Annotated in this window: 15 protein-coding genes and 1 tRNA gene; 6 read left to right on the forward strand and 10 right to left on the reverse strand. The window is 70.7% G+C overall.

Features of this window, described 5'->3' with window-relative positions:
- The first annotated feature begins 385 nt into the window (after positions 1–385).
- From gltB to ACLWS4_RS05430, 4 genes are all read left to right on the forward strand, one after another.
- Positions 386–4,987, forward strand: a complete 4,602-nt coding sequence (gene gltB, locus ACLWS4_RS05415; protein WP_416873552.1) for a glutamate synthase large subunit — start codon at positions 386–388, stop codon at positions 4,985–4,987.
- The gene (locus tag ACLWS4_RS05420; RefSeq protein ID WP_049651209.1) at positions 4,980–6,440 is read left to right on the forward strand and encodes a glutamate synthase subunit beta; all 1,461 of its coding nucleotides are present in this window, start codon (positions 4,980–4,982) and stop codon (positions 6,438–6,440) included. Before gltB ends, ACLWS4_RS05420 begins: the two co-directional genes overlap by 8 nt.
- A gap of 324 nt (positions 6,441–6,764) precedes the next feature.
- Positions 6,765–7,631, forward strand: coding sequence for a helix-turn-helix domain-containing protein (locus ACLWS4_RS05425; RefSeq protein WP_380743654.1), 867 nt, complete (start codon positions 6,765–6,767; stop codon positions 7,629–7,631).
- Positions 7,632–7,681: 50 nt separating this feature from the next.
- Positions 7,682–9,139 (forward strand): aldehyde dehydrogenase family protein, encoded by a 1,458-nt coding sequence (locus tag ACLWS4_RS05430; protein ID WP_416873472.1) that lies wholly within the window; start codon positions 7,682–7,684, stop codon positions 9,137–9,139.
- 55 nt (positions 9,140–9,194) lie between these two features.
- Here the strand turns inward: ACLWS4_RS05430 and ACLWS4_RS05435 are convergent, their stop codons facing one another.
- The 5 genes from ACLWS4_RS05435 to ACLWS4_RS05455 all read right to left on the reverse strand — a co-directional run bounded on the left by ACLWS4_RS05435 (position 9,195) and on the right by ACLWS4_RS05455 (position 15,230).
- On the reverse strand, positions 9,195–9,764 hold the full coding sequence (locus ACLWS4_RS05435) for a Uma2 family endonuclease (protein WP_416873473.1): 570 nt from the start codon (positions 9,762–9,764) through the stop codon (positions 9,195–9,197).
- A 76-nt stretch (positions 9,765–9,840) separates the two neighbouring features.
- On the reverse strand, positions 9,841–11,676 hold the full coding sequence (locus ACLWS4_RS05440) for a bifunctional metallophosphatase/5'-nucleotidase (protein ID WP_049651205.1): 1,836 nt from the start codon (positions 11,674–11,676) through the stop codon (positions 9,841–9,843).
- A 272-nt stretch (positions 11,677–11,948) separates the two neighbouring features.
- Positions 11,949–12,503 carry a hypothetical protein gene (locus tag ACLWS4_RS05445; protein ID WP_380778190.1) on the reverse strand — a complete coding sequence of 185 codons (555 nt, stop codon included), beginning with the start codon at positions 12,501–12,503 and terminating at the stop codon, positions 11,949–11,951.
- On the reverse strand, positions 12,490–14,145 hold the full coding sequence (locus ACLWS4_RS05450) for a VWA domain-containing protein (protein WP_416873474.1): 1,656 nt from the start codon (positions 14,143–14,145) through the stop codon (positions 12,490–12,492). The genes ACLWS4_RS05445 and ACLWS4_RS05450 overlap by 14 nt, the downstream gene beginning before the upstream one ends.
- Positions 14,142–15,230 (reverse strand): hypothetical protein, encoded by a 1,089-nt coding sequence (locus ACLWS4_RS05455; protein ID WP_416873475.1) that lies wholly within the window; start codon positions 15,228–15,230, stop codon positions 14,142–14,144. Before ACLWS4_RS05455 ends, ACLWS4_RS05450 begins: the two co-directional genes overlap by 4 nt.
- 334 nt (positions 15,231–15,564) lie before the next feature.
- On the opposite strand from ACLWS4_RS05455, the gene pyk reads away from it, so the two are divergent.
- Positions 15,565–16,995: a pyruvate kinase gene (gene pyk / locus ACLWS4_RS05460; protein ID WP_049651553.1), complete on the forward strand. Its 1,431-nt coding sequence runs from the start codon at positions 15,565–15,567 to the stop codon at positions 16,993–16,995.
- A gap of 155 nt (positions 16,996–17,150) precedes the next feature.
- Here pyk and ACLWS4_RS05465 read toward each other — a convergent pair whose 3' ends face one another.
- From ACLWS4_RS05465 to ACLWS4_RS05475, 3 genes are all read right to left on the reverse strand, one after another.
- On the reverse strand, positions 17,151–17,924 hold the full coding sequence (locus tag ACLWS4_RS05465) for a helix-turn-helix domain-containing protein (RefSeq protein ID WP_416873476.1): 774 nt from the start codon (positions 17,922–17,924) through the stop codon (positions 17,151–17,153).
- 7 nt (positions 17,925–17,931) lie between these two features.
- The gene (locus ACLWS4_RS05470; RefSeq protein WP_416873553.1) at positions 17,932–18,720 is read right to left on the reverse strand and encodes a helix-turn-helix domain-containing protein; all 789 of its coding nucleotides are present in this window, start codon (positions 18,718–18,720) and stop codon (positions 17,932–17,934) included.
- Between the two features lie 119 nt (positions 18,721–18,839).
- A tRNA-Leu gene (locus ACLWS4_RS05475) sits at positions 18,840–18,913 on the reverse strand.
- A gap of 100 nt (positions 18,914–19,013) precedes the next feature.
- Here ACLWS4_RS05475 and ACLWS4_RS05480 point away from each other — a divergent pair.
- Complete coding sequence (locus ACLWS4_RS05480) at positions 19,014–19,670, forward strand: ANTAR domain-containing response regulator (protein ID WP_049651556.1); 657 nt, start codon at positions 19,014–19,016, stop codon at positions 19,668–19,670.
- Between the two features lie 59 nt (positions 19,671–19,729).
- Here the strand turns inward: ACLWS4_RS05480 and ACLWS4_RS05485 are convergent, their stop codons facing one another.
- The gene (locus tag ACLWS4_RS05485; protein WP_049651557.1) at positions 19,730–20,446 is read right to left on the reverse strand and encodes an ABC transporter ATP-binding protein; all 717 of its coding nucleotides are present in this window, start codon (positions 20,444–20,446) and stop codon (positions 19,730–19,732) included.
- Entirely contained in the window at positions 20,443–21,255 is an 813-nt protein-coding gene (locus ACLWS4_RS05490; RefSeq protein WP_049651563.1) for an ABC transporter ATP-binding protein, read from the reverse strand. The genes ACLWS4_RS05485 and ACLWS4_RS05490 overlap by 4 nt, the downstream gene beginning before the upstream one ends.
- Positions 21,256–21,258: the final 3 nt, after the last annotated feature.

The raw sequence follows: 21,258 nt of genomic DNA on the forward strand, positions 1-21,258 counted from the left end.
GTGACGTTTCACACATGGGCCTCGGACGGCGCCTGGCAGTGTCTCAGTATCCGGGCCTCCGAGCCGCGGATTCGCATCCGCGGACGGGTTCCCGGGATGGATTCCCAGGCGTCCATGATCGGCTTCTGTGGCGGCCCGGTTTCGCCCCTGTTTCAGGCGGTGGACGGTTGGGCACAATCGTCGGGACGTGCACTGTGGCACGTCCTCTCACACGCCCCCTGACCTGCGCGCCGTCCCGCCATGTGGACGGGATATTCCGCTTCTCGGGATCGTGGGCATCATGTAACTCGCACGACACCGCACCATCGCATCAGGGCCAACGTCGTCCCTCCTTGCACCACCTTGCCGAAAGACGACGACGGGAGAGCCGATGCTGTCTGCATCCATGCACTCCGCCAACGAGCCCCAGGCCGGCGCCGCCCGCCAGCCGTACGCGCTCGTGCCGGATGCGCGACCTGCTGCCCAGGGCCTGTACGACCCGCGGAACGAGCACGACGCCTGTGGCGTCGGTTTCGTCGCCACGCTGACGGGCATCGCCGACCACACCATCGTCGAGCAGGCGCTGAACGTCCTGCGCAACCTGGAGCACCGCGGCGCCACCGGCGCCGAGCCGGACTCCGGCGACGGCGCCGGCATCCTGACCCAGGTCCCGGACGCCTTCCTGCGCGGGAAGGTCCCCTTCGAGCTCCCGGCGGCCGGCTCCTACGCCGTCGGCATCGCCTTCCTCCCCGAGGACGACGAGAAGGACGCCGCCGCCGTCGCGCGGATCGAGGCCATCGCCGCCGAGGAGGGCACGACCGTCCTCGGCTGGCGCGACGTCCCCGTCACCCCGGACCTGCTCGGCGCCACCGCGCGCAGCGTGATGCCGCGGTTCCGGCAGCTCTTCCTGGCGAAGGACGGAACGGCCGGCATCGAGCTCGACCGGACCGCCTTCGTGGTCCGCAAGCGGGCCGAGCGCGAGGCCGGGGTGTACTTCCCGTCGCTGTCCGCGCGCACCATCGTCTACAAGGGCATGCTGACCACCGGCCAGCTGGAGCCCTTCTTCCCCGACCTGTCGGACCGCGGCTACGCGTCCGCGATCGGCCTGGTGCACTCGCGGTTCTCCACCAACACCTTCCCGAGCTGGCCGCTCGCCCACCCGTACCGCTTCGTCGCGCACAACGGCGAGATCAACACGGTCAAGGGCAACCGCAACTGGATGCACGCCCGGGAGTCGCAGCTCGCGACCGACCTCATCCCCGCCAACAGCAAGGGCCAGGGCCTGGAGCGGATCTTCCCGATCTGCACGCCGGAGCACTCCGACTCCGCCTCCTTCGACGAGGTCCTGGAGCTGCTCCACCTCGGCGGCCGCTCGCTGCCGCACTCGGTACTGATGATGATCCCGGAGGCGTGGGAGAACCACGCCACCATGAGCCCGGACCGCCGCGCCTTCTACCAGTACCACTCCAACCTGATGGAGCCCTGGGACGGCCCGGCCTGCGTCACCTTCACCGACGGCAACCAGATCGGCGCCGTCCTCGACCGCAACGGCCTGCGCCCGGCCCGGTACTGGATCACCGAGGACGGCCTGGTCGTCCTCTCCTCCGAGGTCGGCGTCCTCGACATCGAGCAGGAGAAGGTCGTCCGGAAGGGCCGCCTCCAGCCCGGCCGGATGTTCCTGGTGGACACCGCCGAGGGCCGGATCGTCCCGGACGAGGAGGTCAAGTCCGCCCTCGCCGCCGAGCACCCCTACCAGGAGTGGGTCGACGGCGGGCAGATCCAGCTCGCCAAGCTGCCCGAGCGCGAGCACATCTTCCACACCCACGCCTCCGTCACCCGCCGCCAGCAGACCTTCGGCTACACCGAGGAGGAGCTGCGGGTCATCCTCGCGCCGATGGCGCGCACCGGCGCCGAGGCGCTCGGCTCGATGGGCACCGACTCGCCGATCGCCGCGCTGAGCGAGAAGCCGCGCCTGCTGTTCGACTACTTCGTGCAGCTCTTCGCGCAGGTCACCAACCCGCCGCTGGACGCCATCCGCGAGGAGCTCGTCACCTCGCTGCTGTCCAACCTCGGCCCGGAGGGCAACCTGCTGGCCGCCGAGGCCGCGTCCTGCCGCTCGGTCGGGATCACCTTCCCCGTGATCGACAACGACGAGCTCGCCAAGCTCGTCCACATCAACGCCGACGGCGATCAGCCCGGCCTGAAGGCCGTCACGCTCTCCGGCCTCTACAAGGTCGCCTCCGGCGGCGAGGGCCTGGCCTCCCGGCTCGCCGAGATCGCCGCCGAGGCCGACGCGGCGATCGCCGACGGCGCCCGGATCGTCGTGCTCTCCGACCGGCACTCCGACGCCGAGCACGCGCCGATCCCCTCGCTGCTGCTCACCTCGGCCGTGCACCACCACCTGATCCGCACCAAGCAGCGCACCCGGGTGTCGCTGCTGGTCGAGGCGGGCGACGTCCGCGAGGTGCACCACGTCGCGCTGCTGATCGGCTACGGCGCCGGGGCGGTCAACCCGTACCTGGCGATGGAGTCCGTCGAGGACCTGGTCGCCCAGGGCGTGTTCATCGAGGGCGTCGAGCCCGAGAAGGCGATCCGCAACCTGATCAAGGCGCTCGGCAAGGGCGTGCTCAAGGTCATGTCCAAGATGGGCATCTCGACCGTCGCCTCCTACCGCGGCGCCCAGGTCTTCGAGGCCATCGGCCTCTCCCAGGGCCTCGTCGACGGCTACTTCTCCGGCACCACCACCAAGCTCGGCGGCATCGGCCTGGAGGAGATCGCCCGCGAGACCGCCGCCCGGCACGCCAAGGCGTACCCGGCCTCCGGCATCCCGGCCGCGCACCGCGCGCTGGAGATCGGCGGCGAGTACCAGTGGCGCCGCGAGGGCGAGCCGCACCTGTTCGACCCGGACACCGTCTTCCGCCTCCAGCACGCCACCCGCAACCGCCGGTACGACATCTTCAAGCAGTACACGGACCGGGTGAACGAGCAGTCCGAGCGGCTGATGACGCTGCGCGGCCTGTTCCGGCTGAACGGCCTGGAGCGGGAGCCGATCCCGGTCGAGGAGGTCGAGCCGGTCTCCGCGATCGTCCGGCGCTTCTCCACCGGCGCCATGTCGTACGGCTCGATCTCCCGCGAGGCGCACGAGACCCTGGCCATCGCGATGAACCGCCTCGGCGGCAAGTCCAACACCGGCGAGGGCGGCGAGGACCCGGACCGCCTGTACGACCCGGAGCGCCGCTCGGCGATCAAGCAGGTCGCCTCCGGCCGGTTCGGCGTCACCTCCGAGTACCTCGTCAACGCCGACGACATCCAGATCAAGATGGCCCAGGGCGCCAAGCCCGGCGAGGGCGGCCAGCTGCCCGGCCACAAGGTCTACCCGTGGGTCGCCAGGACCCGGCACTCCACCCCGGGCGTCGGCCTGATCTCGCCGCCGCCGCACCACGACATCTACTCGATCGAGGACCTGGCGCAGCTGATCCACGACCTCAAGAACGCCAACCCGGCGGCCCGCATCCACGTGAAGCTGGTCTCCGAGGTCGGCGTCGGCACGGTCGCGGCCGGCGTCTCCAAGGCGCACGCCGACGTCGTCCTGGTCTCCGGACACGACGGCGGGACGGGCGCCTCGCCGCTCACCTCGCTGAAGCACGCGGGCGGCCCCTGGGAGCTCGGCCTCGCCGAGACCCAGCAGACCCTGCTGCTGAACGGGCTGCGCGACCGCATCGTCGTCCAGACCGACGGACAGCTGAAGACCGGCCGCGACGTGGTCATCGCCGCGCTGCTCGGCGCCGAGGAGTTCGGCTTCGCGACCGCCCCGCTGGTGGTCTCCGGCTGCATCATGATGCGGGTCTGCCACCTGGACACCTGCCCGGTCGGCGTCGCCACCCAGAACCCGGTGCTGCGCGAGCGGTTCTCCGGCAAGCCCGAGTTCGTGGTCAACTTCTTCGAGTTCATCGCCGAGGAGGTCCGGGAGATCCTGGCCTCGCTGGGCTTCCGCTCGATCGAGGAGGCCGTCGGCCGCGCCGAGCACATCGACGCCCGGGCCGCGATCGACCACTGGAAGGCCGCCGGGCTGGACCTCGCCCCGCTGTTCCACGTGCCGGCGCTGCCCGAGGGGGCCGCCCGCCACCGCACCACCACCCAGGACCACGCGCTGGACAAGGCCCTGGACAACCAGCTGATCGCCCTCGCCGAGGACGCGCTGGAGCGCGGCGAGACCGTCCGGATCCAGCTGCCGATCCGCAACGTCAACCGCACCGTCGGCACCATGCTCGGCCACGAGGTGACCAAGCGGTACCGGGGCGAGGGCCTGCCGGAGGGGACCATCGACGTCACCTTCACCGGCTCCGCCGGGCAGTCCTTCGGCGCGTTCCTGCCGCGCGGCGTGACCCTGCGGCTGGAGGGCGACGCCAACGACTACGTCGGCAAGGGCCTCTCCGGCGGCGTGGTGATCGTCCGCCCGGCCCGCGAGGCGGCCGCCATCGGCAACGACGCGCAGAACCACGTCATCGCCGGCAACACCATCGGCTACGGTGCCACCGCGGGCCGCGTCCACCTGCGCGGCAAGGCCGGCGAGCGCTTCGCCGTCCGCAACTCCGGGGCCACCCTGGTGGTCGAGGGCGTCGGCGACCACGGCCTGGAGTACATGACCGGCGGCCGGGTCGTCGTCCTCGGCGAGACCGGGCGCAACCTCGCGGCGGGCATGTCCGGCGGCATCGCGTACGTCCTGGACCTGCGCCCCGCGAACGTCAACGACGGCATGGTGGGCATCGAGGCCCCCACCGCCGCCGACCGCGACTGGCTGCGCGAGACCGTGCAGCAGCACTACGAGGAGACCGGCTCCACCGTCGCCGCCGAGCTCCTGGCGGACTGGGGCAGCGGGGTCTCCCGCTTCTCCAAGATCATGCCGACCGACTACAAGGCAGTGCTCGCCGCCAAGGACGCCGCTGAGCGCGATGGCCTCTCCGAGGCCGAGACCACTCGCAAGATGATGGAGGCGGCTAATGGCTGACCCCAAGGGCTTCCTGACCACGCCCAAGCAGCTGGCCGAGCGCCGCCCCGTGGACGTCCGTCTGCGGGACTGGAACGAGGTCTACGTCGAGCGCAGCCTCCTGCCGATCATCACCAAGCAGGCCGGCCGCTGCATGGACTGCGGCATCCCGTTCTGCCACAACGGCTGCCCGCTCGGGAACCTCATCCCCGAGTGGAACGACCTGGCCTACCGGGACGACTTCGTCGGCGCGATCGAGCGGCTGCACGCCACCAACAACTTCCCGGAGTTCACCGGCCGCCTGTGCCCGGCCCCGTGCGAGTCCGCGTGCGTCCTCGGCATCAACCAGGACGCGGTGACCATCAAGAACGTCGAGGTCACCATCATCGACAAGGCCTGGGACCGCGGCGGGGTCACCCCGCAGGTCCCGGAGCGGCTCTCCGGCAAGACCGTCGCCGTCGTCGGCTCCGGCCCGGCCGGCCTCGCCGCCGCCCAGCAGCTCACCCGCGCCGGGCACACCGTCGTCGTGTACGAGCGGGCCGACCGGATCGGCGGACTGCTGCGCTACGGCATCCCCGAGTTCAAGATGGAGAAGCGCCACATCAACCGCCGCATCGAGCAGATGCGGGCGGAGGGCACCCGGTTCCGCACCGGCGTGCACGTCGGCGAGGACATCACCGGGCAGCAGCTGCGCGAGCGCTTCGACGCCGTGGTCGTCGCGGCCGGCGCCACCACCGCCCGCGACCTGCCGGTGCCCGGGCGCGAGCTCAAGGGCGTCCACCAGGCCATGGAGTACCTGCCGCTGGCCAACAAGGTGCAGGAGGGCGACTTCGTGGAGTCCCCGATCAGCGCCAAGGGCAAGCACGTGGTCGTGATCGGCGGCGGCGACACCGGCGCGGACTGCGTCGGCACCGCCCACCGGCAGGGGGCGGCCTCCGTCACCCAGCTGGAGATCATGCCGCGGCCCGGCGAGGACCGGCCCGGGCACCAGCCGTGGCCGACCATGCCGATGACGTACAAGGTCACCTCCGCGCACGAGGAGGGCGGTGAGCGGATCTACTCGGTCAGCACCACCCACTTCAGCGGCGACGAGGACGGCAACGTCCAGGAGCTGCACCTCGTCGAGGTCGAGTTCAGGGACGGCCGCTTCGAGCAGGTCCCCGGCACCGAGCGGGCCATCCCGGCCCAGCTGGTCACCCTGGCCATGGGCTTCACCGGGACGGACGTGCGCAACGGGCTGGTCGAGCAGCTGGGAGCGGACCTCGACGCGCGCGGTAACATTGCCCGCGATGGCCGGTTCGCCACCAATGTCGATGGCGTGTACGTCTGCGGAGACGCCGGCCGTGGCCAGTCGCTGATCGTCTGGGCCATCGCGGAAGGCCGCTCGGCCGCCGCGGCGGTGGACAAGTACCTCGGCGGCAAGACCCCGCTTCCCGCGCCGATCCGGCCCACCGACCGCCCCCTGGTGGTCTGACGGGCCCCGGACGCTCCGACCGGCCCACCCCGAACCCCCGGCGCCGCATCGCCGGGAGCTCAACCCGCTGCCCCCGTCAGAGTCGCCGGGCCAACGCGGTCTCCTGGCGCCTGCCCTCTTCCCCGACCAGTTGGAGGGCGGGCGCCGTCGCGTACCCCCGCGGCGGCCCCTGACCCCTCCCCGGGCCGCGGCAACTCTCGGACAAACGGCCGGAGTTGTTCGGCGCCCGGCGGGTTCCGGGACAGTGGGCTGTTGTTCGTCGGTGCCAGGTGGCAGACTGCGGCCGACGGCCGGGGGGCTGGGCGAGCGCGGAGGATGACGTCGATGGGCACGACTCAGGCAGGCGGGGGCGCCACGGTACGGCGCCTGCTGCTCGGTACCCAGCTGCGCAAGCTCCGCGAGGCCAGAGGCGTCAGCCGGGAGGAGGCCGGGTACTCGATCCGGGCCTCCGAGTCCAAGATCAGCCGCATGGAGCTCGGCCGGGTCGGCTTCAAGGAGCGCGACGTCGCCGACCTGCTCACCCTGTACGGGGTCGAGGTCGAACAGGAGCGGGCCACCGTCCTCGGACTGCTGCGCGACGCCAACGCCAGCTCCTGGTGGCACGAGTACGGGGACGTCCTGCCCGGCTGGTTCCAGAACTACCTGGGACTGGAGGAGGCCGCGGCCGAGATCCGCAGCTACGAGGTCCAGTTCGTCCACGGGCTGCTCCAGACCGCCGACTACGCCCGGGCCGTGGTCACCGCCGGCTGCCACGCCACCGGGCCGGAGGAGATCGAGCGCCGGGTCGACGTACGGCTCAAGCGGCAGGCGGTGCTGACCGGCGAGCGGGCGCCGCGGCTGGTCGCGGTACTGGACGAGGCCGCGCTGCGCCGGCCCTGGGGCGGCGCGGAGCTGATGCGCGGCCAGCTGGACCGGCTGCTGGAGCTGAGCGAACTGCCCAATGTCCGGCTCCAGGTGCTGCCGCTGGGCAACGCCGGGCTGAGCGCCGAGAGCGGGGCGTTCACCGTCCTGGGCTTCGCCGAGGCCGAGCTGTCGGACGTGGTGTACCTGGAGCAGTTCACCACCGCGCTCTACCTGGACAAGCCCGCCGAGGTGGCCGAGTACCGGCACGCGATGGACGACCTGGTCGCCGACAGCCTGAGCCCGGCAATGACCCGTGACCTGCTCCATTCCGTGCGCCAGGAACTGTAATACGTCAGTACGATGATTCCCCATCAGGTCGGGTGCATGAGAGGGATCAGATGTCGTACTTCTCCGAGTTGGCCCTGCAGTACATCGATGGTGAGTGGCGCAGCGGCAGCGGCTCCTGGGACATCGTCGACGTCGACCCCTACACCGGTGACAAGCTCGCCACCATCACCGTCGCCACCGTCGCCGAGGTCGACCTGGCCTACCGCGCCGCCGAGCGCGCCCAGAAGCAGTGGGCCGCCACCAACCCCTACCAGCGGCGGACGGTCTTCGAGCGCGCGCTGCGGCTGCTGGAGGAGTGGGAGCCGGAGATCGTCCAGGCGATCATGGCGGAACTCGGCGGCACCGCGCTGAAGGCGGGCTTCGAACTGTCGCTGGTCAAGGACGTCCTGCGGGAGTGCCTGCACCAGTCGGTGGCCCCCGAGGGTCGGCTGCTGACCTCGCCCGCCCAGGGCCGGGAGAACCGCCTCTACCGGCTGCCGGTCGGCGTGGTCGGCGTGATCAGCCCGTTCAACTTCCCGCTGTTCCTGGCGCTCAAGGCCGTCGCCCCGGCGCTCGCGCTCGGCAACGGCGTCGTCCTCAAGCCGCACCAGGAGACCCCGGTGGTCGGCGGCGGGCTGATCGCCAAGCTCTTCGAGGACGCGGGGCTCCCGCCCGGCCTGCTGAACGTGGTGATCACCGACATCGCCGAGATCGGCGACAGCTTCCTGGAGCACCCGGTGCCCAAGGTGATCTCCTTCACCGGCTCCGACAAGGTCGGCCGGCACGTCGCCACCGTCGCCGCCGGGCACTTCAAGCGCACCGTCCTGGAACTCGGCGGCAACAGCGCGCTGATCGTCCTGGACGACGCCGACGTGGACCACGCCGTCGACGCCGCGGTGTTCAGCCGCTTCGTCCACCAGGGACAGGTCTGCATGGCCGCCAACCGGGTGCTGGTGGACCGGTCCGTCGAGGCCGAGTTCACCGAGAAGTTCGTCGCCAAGGTCGCCTCGCTCACCGTCGGCGACCCGCGGGACCCGGCCACCCACATCGGCCCGCTGATCAACCCCGTCCAGGCCGACGGCCTGCGCGCCCAGGTCGACCAGGCCGTCGCGGCCGGCGCCACCGCGCTGCTGCGCGGCGACACGGTCGGCAGCCTGATGGAGCCGGTGGTCCTCACCGGCCTCGCCGAGGACGCGCCGATCCTGCGGACCGAACTCTTCGGCCCGGTCGTCCTGCTGGTGCCCTTCGACGGCGAGGACGAGGCCGTCCGGCTCGCCAACGCCACGCCCTTCGGCCTCAGCGGCGCGGTGCACACCGGGAACACCGAGCGCGGCGTGAAGCTCGCCCAGCGGATCGAGACCGGCATGATCCACGTCAACGGCGGCACCATAGCCGACGAGCCGGGCGTGCCCTTCGGCGGCGAGAAGAACTCCGGCGTCGGCCGCCTCAACGGCGAGTCCACGGTGGACGCCTTCACCACCCTGAAGTGGATCTCCGTCCAGCACGAGCGCGCGGTCTTCCCCTTCTGACCGGGGGTTCGGACGCGAGGGCCTCCCGGCGGCTGCCGCCGGGAGGCCCGTGGTGTCAGGCGGGGTAGCGGAGCAGGGCGTCGGTGGCGAGCTCGAAGCCGAAGGGGGCCGGGACCGGGACCGGGTCGCCGAACTTGCCGTTCCAGCGCCAGCGGTAGCCGCTGCCGGACGGCTCGGCGTAGAGCGTCAGGTCGCCCTCGCGCGGGTCGATCAGCAGGTACAGCGGGATGGCCATCAGTGGGTAGTCGCGGACCTTGCCGACCAGGTCGTTCTCCGGGTTCGACGGGGAGACGATCTCCACCGCGATGGCCGCCTGCTCGGCGGGGACCTGGTTCCCGCCCTCCTCCAGCGCCGAGAGGGGGATGTAGGTCAGGTCGGGGTTGCGGAGCTTGCCGACGTTCGGGGAGGCGAGGTCGGTGTTCTCGCTCGGCATCGTTTCGGCGGGGCGGTGGGCGTCGAACTGCTCGCGGACGAGCAGCAGGTTGCGCTGGTGGATCACCGAGGGGCCGGCCATCATGATGATCTCGTCGCCGGAGATCTCGATCTTCCACCCGGTCGGAGGCGTCAGGCTCTCCGCGTAGGCCAGCAGCCTCGCGTGGCGCTCGGGGATCTGGAACTCGCTCATGGCGCCATTCTTCCACCGGACAGGCCGAAAGGCCGTCGCCGGACGGGGCGACGGCCTTTCGCTCGGGGAGTGCGGATCAGAAGACCGGCTGGCCGGCGCGGACCAGGCGCCAGGAGTCGGTGAAGAAGTCGGCGGGGTCGATGACGCCCTTGGCCTTCACCCAGGCGATCATGGTGTTGCGGATCTCGTCGGAGTTCGACCAGACCATCTTGGCCTTGGCGACGTGCGGGAAGTTGCCGCCGCCGTTGGCACGGTAGTTGTTGACGGCCAGGACGAACTCCGCGGCCGGGTCGATCGGCTTGCCCTGGAAGGACAGGTTGACGATCCGCGAGCCCTTCGGCTGGGCGATGTCGATGTCGTAGCTCAGGCCGTAGAGCGAGTCGTAGTTGTAGTCCGGGGTGGCCTCGGCGCCGGTCAGCTTGTCCTTGTCGACCGGGGCGCCCGGGGCGAGCTGGTTGTAGTACTTGACCGAGTACTCCAGGTAGTCCTTGAGCTGGGCGCCCGTCAGGATGCGGGCCTCCAGGGTGTTCTCGTAGATGTAGAGGCCCGCGGCGTCGCGCAGCTTCACCTGGCCGGACGGGATCAGGGCGGTGCGGTTGAACGGGGCGGCCTGGGCCAGCACCGGGAGGTTGGCGTACTGCCCGCCCGCCAGCGCGGCCTTGACGGCGTCGGCCTGGACCCGGCCGATCAGGTCGATGATCGGGGTGGCCTTGAAGGGGGCGTCGGCGATCGACAGCGCGATCTTGCTGGTGCCGATGTTCTGGTTGACGTACGCGACGACCTTCTTGTGCTGCCCGGCGATCGCGTCGGTGATCTCCGGGTTCTCCGGCACGGTGTTGGAGTTCAGCAGCCGGGAGGAGACCGAGGCGACCTTCCAGGCGCCGCCGGTGAACTCGACCTCGAAGTCGAAGCAGGTCAGCCGCTGGCCGTAGCAGAGCGGCTCGGAGAGGACGACCGTGCGGCCGGTCTTCTTGTTGACGACCAGGCGCTGCGGGACCTCCTTGTGGGCGTGGCCCACCAGCACCGCGTCGATGTCCGGGACGGTCTCCGCCAGCGCGACCGAGACGTTCTCGGCCCACGGCAGCTGGTCGCCCCAGGTGGTCGCCTCGTCGCAGCCGGAGTGCGCCGAGACCACGATGACGTCCGCGCCCGCGGCCTTCATCTTCGGCACCCAGGTGGCGGCGGTCTCCACGATGCCCGGGAAGACCATCTTGCCGCTGACGTTGGCCTTGTCCCAGATCGCGATGCCCGGGTTGGTCAGGCCGAGGATGCCGACCCGCACCGGACGGCCGCCGCCCAGGCGCAGCTCCTTGATCACGTACGGCTTGAAGGCCGGCTTCTCGTTCTTCGCGTTCAGCGCGTTGGCGCCCAGCAGCGGGAACTCCAGCTGCTCCTCGTAGGCCTTCAGGAGCGGGATGCCGTAGTTGAACTCGTGGTTGCCGAGCGCGGCGGCGTCGTACTCCATGAGGTTCATGGCGACAGCCATCGGGTGGTCCGGCACGGTGTTGGCCTCGGTGTCGATCGACTCGATCCGGGCGTAGTAGTAGGACAGCTGGGTGCCCTGGATGGTGTCGCCGGAGTCGATCAGCAGGCAGCGGTCCCAGCCCTTCTCCTCGCGCACCTGGTTGGCCAGCGTGGAGATCTTGGCGAGGCCGACCGCGTTGTGGGCCTTGTCGGTGTACTCGGCGTCGGTGAAGTAGTCCCAGTTGAGCACCCGGCCGTGCAGGTCGGTGGTGCCCATGACGGTGAAGGCCTGCGTGCGCGGCTTGCGCTGCTGGCCCTTGGCGGCCGCCGCGTCCGGCTGGGCGGCCGCGGCGGAGGGGGCGGCGGCCAGGGCGGCGCCGCCGGCCAGGGCTGCGCCGGCGGCGGTGGCGGCGGACCGGGTGACGAAGTCACGGCGGTTCAGGGTCATGGACGACTCTCCCGAGTGGGACGACGGCGGATGGACCGTCAACTGGTGTTCGTGAACAAAAGTGTGCGTGCACGCGTCGACGCGCGTAGAGGGACGCGCGTAGAAGTGTGCCGTGCGAGCCGGGGTGCTGAATAGCCCCCTGACCTGTCCAGGAGGTGAGATCTTGGCGACTCGTTCGTGACGGGCGTGGGGGAGACGTGGGGTGGTACGGAGGCGCGGAGGTCTGAGGTGCGGAGGTGCGGGGTGGCCGGCGCGGGCCGGCCGACGCCCGGTCAGGCCAGCTCGCCCGCCAACCGGTCGACCTCGCGGCCCAGTTGGACCGCCGGGTCCGGATCGTCCGGCCCCGCCCAGGGCTGCCAGGTCCGCGCCCGCAGGTAGCCGGCCACCGCGACCGGCAGCCGGTCCCGGACGATCCGCTCCGCCACCGGGCCCGGGCCGGCCGCGCGCAGCGCCGCCAGCAGGCCGTCCACCCCGGCGGAGGGCGGCAGCGGCACGGTGTCCAGGTAGGCGGCCAGCGCCACCAGCTCCGGGTCGGGCGCGGGGGCGGGCTCCGGTGCGGGGACCGGCTCCGGCTTGGGGGCCGGAGGAGCGGAGACCTCGGGCGGCTGCGGCTCCGGCCGCGGCGGGAGCGGCGGCCGGGGCTTCGGGGCGGGCGTCAGCAGCGCGCCCACCCCGTACAGCCCCGCCACGACCCCCGGCCACCAGACCCCGCCCAGCCCGGCGAAGTGCAGCCCCAGGCCGACCGCGCCGCCCGCGCAGCCGACCAGGTTGCGGGCCGACTCCAGGTAGCGCAGCGCCCGGGGGCCGAACCCGTTACTGGTAGCCACGGATCTCCTCGAACACCCCGTCCAGCGAGCCCGTCCCGTCGAACAGCTTGCCGCCGCTCAGGTCCGCGATCCCCTGGAGCTGGTTCACCGCCGCCTCCCCGAACCTGATCGGGAACACCGGGATCGCCTTCTCCCCGGCCGGCAGCGCGTCGTGGAAGCGCTTGAAGTCGCCGTCCGTCGCACCGGCGTTGCTCTCCCCGTCGGTCATCAGCACGATCGAGGTGAACCGGTCGTCGCCGGCCGCGGCCTGCTGGCGCTCGATCACCCGGTACGCCTCCTCCAGCGAGGAGTACACCGCCGTCCCGCCGGAGGCGGCCAGCGACTGCACGTCCGCGTCGATCGAGGCCAGCTCCGCCTCCGGGCCCGGAGTCCCGCCGGTGGCCGGCACCACGTGGGTCCTGGTCCACTTCACCGCGGAGGCGAAGGAGAGCAGCGTGATCTCCTCGCGGTCCCGGAAGCGGCGCACCCCGCGGGTGTCGTCCGACCCGGTCAGCCGGCCCAGCGCGCTCTTCAGCGCGGCGATCCGCGAGCCCTCCATCGAGCCCGAGGTGTCCAGCACGTACACCGTCCGGGACGGGCGGCGCAGCTCGTTCTGGTACGAGGCCAGCAGGCCGTCCGCGACCGCCCTGGTGCCCGGGAACGGCAGCTCCCGGCGGCGGTCCGCGGGCAGCCCGGCGGCCGGGGCCGCGCCCGCCGTCACCGGGCGGCGCAGCGTCAGCTCGGAGATGCGCTTCTGCACGTCCTCCTTGAGCAGGTACGTGGTCAGCCGCTGGAAGGAGTCGCGCTGCTCCTGCGCGGCGGAGGACATCAGCGAGAGCGGGTAGTCCGCCGACACCACGCCGTCCACCGGCCGCACCACGGTCAGCTGCTGCTGCGGCGACAGCGTCCGGTTCAGCGACAGCAGCACCGACTCGTAGTTCACCAGCGCGCCCACCACGCCCGACTCGGCCCGGGTGTACGCCTGCGCCAGCCAGCCGGACGAACCGGAGGTCAGCTTCTGGCCCTTGAAGAACTCCTTCAGCTGCGGGGCGGCCTTCTGCACGTCCGCGTCGGTCAGCGCCGCGCCCGCGCCGGAGAAGGCCGAAGCCACCGCGACGAGGGTGGAGAAGCCCGAGTTGGAGCGGGACGGGTCGGCCATCCCGTACGGCAGCTTGCCGGCCGAGGCCGCGGCGCCGACCTGCGCCCAGGTGACCTTCGAGCCGTCGCCCCAGCCGAGTTCGCCGAGCGCCGAGGAGCGCACCCCGATCGCCACCGGCGACACCATCACCGGGGTCTCCGAGACCAGCTTGGACTTCCCGGCCGGATCGAGCCGCAGGTACTGGTTGGACGGGAACCACACGGCGTCGTACTTGCCGTCGGCCCGGCCCGAGGCGACGGTGTCCGCGCCGTCCAGGGTGCCCGTCCAGGAGAACTGCACGGTCACCCCGGTGGCCTTCCGGGCGTCCTCCAGGACCGGTGCCAGGTCCTGGAGTTCACTGCCGGCCAGGACGCGCAGTACCCCGGGGCGGGCCGTCTCGGCGGGCGGGTCGGTGGGCTTCGGGGCGGGGTCGCCGCCGCCGGTGGAGGTGCAGGCGGTGGCCGCGGCGAGCACGGCGGCCAGCGCGGCCGTGAGCCAGCCGCGGCGTTTCGTCGGGTTGGTCACTTGGTCCCCTTCGCCGCGGCGGTCAGCTTCTGCAGGTTGTCCAGCGAGGGCAGGGTCGCCTGCTTGATCCTGGCGGCGGTCAGATCGGGTGCGAAGGTCGGTTTCTTCTCCCGCATCAGGTTCGCGAAGGCCTCCGGCTTGGCCTGCGGCCGCAGGCCGAACCGGGCCTCCAGGTTGCGCAGCACCTCGTCGTTCTGGAGGACGTCGGCGAGCTTGCGGCCGCTGTCGGTGTGGGCCACGAGGGTGTGGTCCGAGTAGACCGTGGTGTCCGGGTACAGCACCACCATGTCCCCGGTCGGCTTGTTCTGCAGCGCCAGGGTGGCGGCCTGCGACTCGTACGCGAAGATCAGCGGGTTGCCGATCCCCGCGCCGAAGTCCCGGAACGGCTCGTCGCTGCTGCTCTTCTGGATGCCCTGCAGGGCGTTCGCCGTGTGCAGGACGTCCTTGACGGCGGCGACGCCGGCGTCGTCCGACACCACCTGGTGGTTGTTGGCGACGTAGGAGAGCAGCGCGAGGTACATCGCGCCGGAGGACGAACTCTCCGGGTCGGTGGTGGTCACGAAGAGCTGGCCGGACAGCTCGGGGTGCTTGTCGGCGCCGGACAGGCCCTCCCATCTGCGGCCGCCCTTCAGGGCGTTGACGTACTCGTCCATCCGGAAGGTCCAGACGCCGCTGACGGGGTCCAGCTCGGCCAGCTTGTTGTCCTGCAGGACCTCGGCCACCGACGGGTGGGCCACGATCACCAGCGGCGAGTAGAACGGCACCAGCGGGGAGTCCTGCAGCTTCCAGATGCGCTGGATCTCCCGGGCCGGTGCCGCGCTCGCCGGGAAGGCGAAGTCCAGCCCCGGGGTCTTGGCCGCCTGGTCGCTCATCGTCCAGGAGCCGGTCGAGTCCGCCCGGACCAGCAGGCCCTGCTTCGCCAACTCGGCCTTGACCTCGTCGTTCTCGAAGAAGGCGCGCTTCTCCGAGCCGATCAGGCCGGTGACGGTGACCGTCTTGGTGTCCGGTCCGTTGTGGTCGATCAGCGCGTAGCCGACCCCGCCCAGCAGGACCAGGGCCGCGACCACCCCCAGTGCGCGTCGCATACCGAACGCCTCCCCCTCGCCCGCTCCTTCGTCCGGGTGGTGGCCCGGACGCCCGGGCCGCGACCCGGGGGTGACGAGCGTCCCGCCGGGCGGGGAGCGGGGGCGGAAGCGGCGATGAACCAGGGGTGAACAGGCCTTCACGGAATCGCATCGACATCGCGGCGGCGGGCGGCGCGGGAGGCGTGCGGAGGGAGCGCGGGAGGGGCGTGGGGAAGGGTGTTCGCACAGCGGTCCGAGGATGTGTCAGATTGTTCAACTCGCCTTACGGCAACGGTCATCCCGCAGTCCGGACCCGCGTCGAGGTTACGCGTCGGTAATGCCTAGTCTCAGCACTATGCGCCGAGCAAAAATCGTCTGTACCCTCGGGCCCGCCACCGACTCGTACGACCAGATCAAATCCCTGGTCGACGCCGGGATGGACATCGCCCGACTGAACCTCAGCCACGGCCTGCACGCCGAGCACGAGGAACGCTACCGCCGCGTCCGCAAGGCCGCCGACGAGACCGGCCGCAGCGTCGGCGTCCTCGTCGACCTTCAAGGCCCGAAGATCCGGCTCGACACCTTCGCCCACGGGCCGGTACTTCTCGAACGCGGCGACGAGTTCACCATCTCCACCGACAAGGACGTCGTGGGGGACAAGGACCGCTGCGGAACCACCTACTCCGGGCTCGCCGGGGACGTCGGCCGCGGGGAGCGCATCCTGGTCGACGACGGCCGGGTCACCCTGGAGGTCGTCGCCGTCGACGGGCCGCACGTACGGTGCCTCGTCATCGAGGGCGGCCTGGTCTCCGACCACAAGGGCCTCAACCTCCCCGGCGTCTCCGTCTCCGTCCCCGCACTCAGCGACAAGGACGTCGCCGACCTGCGGTGGGCACTGCGGACCGGGGCCGACCTCATCGCGCTCTCGTTCGTCCGCAGCGGACGGGACATCGAGGACGTCCACCGGATCATGGCGGAGGAGGGGCGGCACGTCCCGGTCATCGCCAAGATCGAGAAGCCGCAGGCGGTGGACAACCTGGAGTCCGTCGTCGACGCCTTCGACGGGATCATGGTGGCCCGCGGCGACCTGGGCGTGGAGATGCCCCTCGAACAGGTCCCGCTGGTCCAGAAGCGCGCCATCAAACTCGCCCGCCGCAACGCCAAGCCGGTCATCGTCGCGACCCAGATGCTCGACTCGATGATCAACACCTCCCGGCCGACCCGCGCCGAGGCCTCCGACGTCGCCAACGCCGTCCTCGACGGGACGGACGCGGTGATGCTCTCCGGCGAGACCTCCGTCGGCAAGTACCCCGTCGAGACGGTCAAGACCATGGCCCGGATCGTCGAGGCCGCCGAGAACGACATCCTGGCCGCCGGCCTCCCGCCGCTCACCACCGGCAACAAGCCGCGCACCCAGGGCGGCGCCGTCGCCCGCGCGGCCGCCGAGATCGGCGACTTCCTGCACGCCAAGTACCTGATCGCCTTCACCCAGTCCGGCGACACCGCCCGCCGGCTCACCCGCTACCGCTCGCCCATCCCCGTCCTCGCCTTCACCTACGAACCGGCCGTACGCAGCCAACTCGCCCTCACCTGGGGCGTGGAGACCTTCCTCGGCCCGTTCGCCCCGACCACCGACCAGATGGTCGAACAGGTCGACGCGGCCCTCCTCTCCCTCGGCCGCTGCCAGAAGGGCGACATCGTCGTCATCACCGCCGGCTCACCCCCCGGCCTGGCCGGCTCCACCAACCTCGTCCGCGTCCACCACGTGGGGACGTTGGACGCCTGAGGCCCCTCGGCGGCGCGGCCCCGCGGGGCCGCGCCGCCCCCCCGGCCCCACCCCCCGCCGGGGCCGCCTCCACCCCCCGCCGCCGCGGCCCCCCGGTGGGGAGGTGGGCCGCCGGCGGCCCCGCGGGGGCGCGGCCCCGGGGGGCCGCGCCGCCGTCAGTGCTTGGGGCCGATGCGGGCGTCCATGAGGGCGACGGAGTCCCTGCGGGCGACGGAGACGTTGAATCCTCCGTTGGACCGGGAACCGGGCTTCCAGCGGACGCCGACGGCGTCGAGGGTGGCGGTGAAGAGGCCGATAATGTCGGCTGAGGTGTTCGTGAAGAAGTAACGAGGGTACTCGTAGCGCTTCTTGACGCCGCCGACCGTTCGGGTTGCCCAATTGGTGATGCGGCAGCCGTCGGAATGGATCAGGCCGCGCAAGAACTCCCAGGGGTGGGCGTCCACGATCTCCTGCTGCCAGGGCGCGAGGGAGATGCGCCGCAGATGCTTCGGCCCTGGGCCGTGTTGGGGGAAGAGGCAGGGCCAGTGCTTGCTGGTGCTGACGACGCTGGTGCAGCCGGGGGCACGGACACGGTTGACCTTGTTGTGCGGCATGACGGCCGAGACGGCTCGCTCGCACTCGTCGATGAGGCCGGGCCACCCGTCGCAGCAGGCGATGCGGAGGGCGTAGACCTCGCGGCGGCCCGCGCTGATGCAGCCGTCGCCGAGGTAGAGACCGAGCAGGTAGGCGTAGTTCGAGGGCGGGTGAGAGGGGCCGAGCCGGCCGTCTCGGAGCGGGCACTCGGCGGTCATGCGCGGGCTGGGTACGGCGCCGGAGGCCCACTCGCGGATCGAGGACCGGGATATGCCGGTCGCTCGGCTGACCTGGCTGAAGGTCAGCCCGGACGCGTGGAGGTCGAGCGCGCGCTGCCGCGTGGCGAGGTCGTACATGTCGCCGTCAGTGCTTGGGGCCGATGTGGGCGTCCATCAGGGCGACGGAGTCCCGGCGGGCGACGGAGATGTTGACCTGGCCGGTGGGGCGGGGGATCGAGGCCTTCCACTGGACGCCGACGGTGTCGAGGGTGGCGGTGAAGAGGCCGATGATGTCGGTCGAGGTGTTGGTGAAAAAGTAGCGGGGGTACTCGTAGCGGCTGGCGACGCCGTTCTTGGTGCGGGTGGCCCAGTTGGTGATGCGGCACCCGTCGGAGTAGATCAGGCCGCGCAGGAACTCCCAGGGGTGGGCATCGACGATCTCCTGCTGCCAGGGCTCCAAGGCTATGGTGCGTTCGTGCTTCTTGCCGGGGCCGTGCTGGGGGAAGTGACAGGTCAGGTGATTCGAATAGACCTTGACGTCATGGCATCCGGTGCGTCGTATCCGGCAAGGCTTGTTGTTGGGAAGGACCTGGTGCATGGCCTGTTCGACGGATTCCATGATGCCGGGCCACTTGTCGTCGCAGGTGATCTGGAGGCTCTGGGTCCTTCGGTACTCGTTTGGGAGAAGGATGTGGCCGTCGCCGAGGTAGAGGCCCAGCAGGTAGGCATATGCGGGGCGGTTGAGCTGATCGCCATAGCAATGCATACACGCGGATCGCTTGCGGCCGGGGAGGTTGTTGCGCTTGGCGAGGTCTTGGTGCTTCCACCACGAGACCGTGCCTGTCGGGACGCCGAGACGGCGAGATACCTCGGAGTTGCGGACACCTTGGCGGAGCAGGAGAACGGCTTCCGCACGTGTGGATCGAACGGCCATACGGGTGATCTTGGGCACCATGTGCTGAACATGCAGGGGAACGCGATGGATTCCACTCGAATGAATGAAGATCACAAATGATTAGGCTGGCCTAAGTGGCTTGCGAATCGAAGGAAAAGTACCCCGGGTGGGATTCGAACCCACGCTGTCGGCGGTTTGAGCGCCGTGCCTCTCACCTCTGGGCTACCGGGGCATCCACAGATTCGAAGGTTGCCCCCCGACCCTGCTGGGTTCAAACATACCGTGTCTAGGTACCCTCGTGCATGCAGTACCCCGCCGGAACTAGGAGCCCCGTGAGCACCGCCGACGAGCAGGCGCAGCCGCTTGAGACCGATACGCCCCAGATCACCCGGATTGTGATCGCCGAGGACGAGGCGCTGATCCGTCTCGATCTGAAGGAGATGCTGGAGGAGGAGGGGTACACCGTCGTCGGTGAGGCCGGCGACGGGGAGACGGCGGTGCGCCTCGTGGAGGAGCTGAAGCCGGATCTGGCGATCTTCGACGTGAAGATGCCGGTGCTGGACGGGTTGTCCGCGGCCGAGCAGATCCACGACAAGCACCTGGCGCCGGTGCTGATGCTGACGGCGTTCTCGCAGCGGGAGCTGGTGGACCGGGCGCGGGACGCGGGGGCGATGGCGTACATCGTCAAGCCGTTCTCGAAGTCGGACCTGGTGCCGGCGATCGAGATGGCGGTGTCCCGGTACGCCGAGATGCGGGCGCTGGAGAAGGAGATCGGGGATCTCAGCCAGCGGTTGGAGACCCGGAAGCTGGTGGACCGGGCGAAGGGCGTGCTGCAGACCAAGTTCGGGCTGAACGAGCCGGCGGCCTTCCGGTGGATCCAGAAGACGTCGATGGACCGTCGGATGACGATGGCGGCGGTGGCCGAGGCGGTCATCGAGGAGGGCGAGGCCCAGGACCGCAAGAAGGCGGAAGAGGCCAAGCCCGAGTAGGCGTGCGGGAAGGGCCCGGCAGAAGAACGTTTCTGCCGGGCCCTTTCGCGTGCAGGGGCTCAGTCCTCGCCGAGGTAGGCCTTGCGGACGGACTCGTCGTGCAGGAGGTCGGCGCCCGTCCCGGAGAGGACGATGCGGCCGGTCTCCATGACGTAGCCGCGGTCGGAGAGGGAGAGGGCTGCCTGGGCGTTCTGCTCGACCAGGAGGATGGTCGTACCGGAGGACTTCAGTTCCACGATGGTGGACATGATCTTCTGCATCATCAGCGGGGAGAGCCCCATGGAGGGCTCGTCCAGCATGAGCAGCTTGGGCCGGGACATCAGGGCCCGCCCCATCGCGAGCATCTGCTGCTCGCCGCCGGAGAGCGTGCCGGCGGCCTGGCGGCGGCGTTCGCCGAGGATCGGGAACAGGGTGTAGGCCCGTTCGACGTCCGCGGTGATGCCGGCCGCGTCGGTGCGCAGGAAGGCGCCGAGGAGGAGGTTCTCCTCGATGGTCATCCGGGGGAATATGTGCCGTCCCTCGGGGGAGTGGGCGAGGCCGAGGGCGACGATCCTGTGGGCGGGGACGGCCGAGAGGTCCTGGCCGTCGAACGTGATCCGTCCGGCGGTGGGCTTGAGCAGGCCGGACAGGGTGCGCAGGGTGGTGGTCTTGCCGGCGCCGTTGGTGCCGATGAGGGTGGTGACCTCGCCCTGTTCGACGGTGAAGCTGATGCCCTTGACGGCTTCGATCTTGCCGTAGGCGACGCGGAGGTCCTCGACCTCGAGAAGTGCGGTCACTGGTCGGACTCCGTAACGGCGGGGGTGGTGCCTTCGAGCGGGGCGCCCAGGTAGGCGGTGATGACGCGTTCGTCGTTCTGGACGGTCTCGCGGTCGCCCTCGACGATCTTCTGGCCCTGGACGAGCACCGCGGTGCGGTCGCAGAGGTTGAAGATGAAGCGCATGTCGTGCTCGATGACGAGGACGGAGATCCCCTTGTCGCGGATCGCGAAGACGAGTTCCTCGGCGGCCCGGGTCTCCTGGGGGTTCATGCCGGCGGTGGGTTCGTCGAGCAGCAGCAGGCCGGGTTCGGAGGCGAGGGCGCGGGCGATCTCCAGCTTGCGCTGCTCGCCGTACGGGAGGTTGCGGGCGAGGTGGTCGGCCTTCTCGGCGAGGCCGGTGAACATCAGGAGTTCCATGGCCTTCTCGCGGCTCTCGGCCTCGGCGCGATGGTAGCCGGGGCCGCGCAGGATGGCGGAGAAGATGCCCTCCTTGGTGCGGGTGTGCCGGCCGACCAGGACGTTCTCCAGGACGGTCATGTTGGCGAACAGCCGGATGTTCTGGAAGGTGCGGGCGATGCCGGCCTGGGTGACGAGGTGGGGCTTGGGCGGCAGCAGGGTGTCGCGGTAGCGGACGGCGCCCTCGGTGGGGACGTACAGGCCGGTGAGGCAGTTGAAGAAGGTGGTCTTGCCGGCGCCGTTGGGGCCGATCAGACCGATGATCTCGCCCTCTCCGACGGTCAGGGAGACGTCGTTGACCGCGGTGAGGCCGCCGAAGCGCATGGTGACGCCGGTGACTTCGAGCAGGGGTGCGGCGGTGGTGGTGGTCATCGG

The sequence above is a fragment of the Kitasatospora sp. SC0581 genome, assembly GCF_048159585.1.
Lineage (GTDB): Bacteria > Actinomycetota > Actinomycetes > Streptomycetales > Streptomycetaceae > Kitasatospora.

Excerpts from the sequence above, each read along its gene's own strand:
- ACLWS4_RS05425 (WP_380743654.1), top strand. The coding sequence starts at position 6,765 with ATGGGCACGACTCAGGCAGGCGGGGGCGCCACGGTACGGCGCCTGCTG.
- pyk (WP_049651553.1), top strand. The coding sequence starts at position 15,565 with ATGCGCCGAGCAAAAATCGTCTGTACCCTCGGGCCCGCCACCGACTCG.
- ACLWS4_RS05455 (WP_416873475.1), bottom strand. The coding sequence starts at position 15,230 with ATGCGACGCGCACTGGGGGTGGTCGCGGCCCTGGTCCTGCTGGGCGGG.
- ACLWS4_RS05420 (WP_049651209.1), top strand. The coding sequence starts at position 4,980 with ATGGCTGACCCCAAGGGCTTCCTGACCACGCCCAAGCAGCTGGCCGAG.
- ACLWS4_RS05490 (WP_049651563.1), bottom strand. The coding sequence starts at position 21,255 with ATGACCACCACCACCGCCGCACCCCTGCTCGAAGTCACCGGCGTCACC.
- ACLWS4_RS05430 (WP_416873472.1), top strand. The coding sequence starts at position 7,682 with ATGTCGTACTTCTCCGAGTTGGCCCTGCAGTACATCGATGGTGAGTGG.
- gltB (WP_416873552.1), top strand. The coding sequence starts at position 386 with ATGCACTCCGCCAACGAGCCCCAGGCCGGCGCCGCCCGCCAGCCGTAC.
- ACLWS4_RS05470 (WP_416873553.1), bottom strand. The coding sequence starts at position 18,720 with ATGGCCGTTCGATCCACACGTGCGGAAGCCGTTCTCCTGCTCCGCCAA.
- ACLWS4_RS05465 (WP_416873476.1), bottom strand. The coding sequence starts at position 17,924 with ATGTACGACCTCGCCACGCGGCAGCGCGCGCTCGACCTCCACGCGTCC.
- ACLWS4_RS05440 (WP_049651205.1), bottom strand. The coding sequence starts at position 11,676 with ATGACCCTGAACCGCCGTGACTTCGTCACCCGGTCCGCCGCCACCGCC.
- ACLWS4_RS05435 (WP_416873473.1), bottom strand. The coding sequence starts at position 9,764 with ATGAGCGAGTTCCAGATCCCCGAGCGCCACGCGAGGCTGCTGGCCTAC.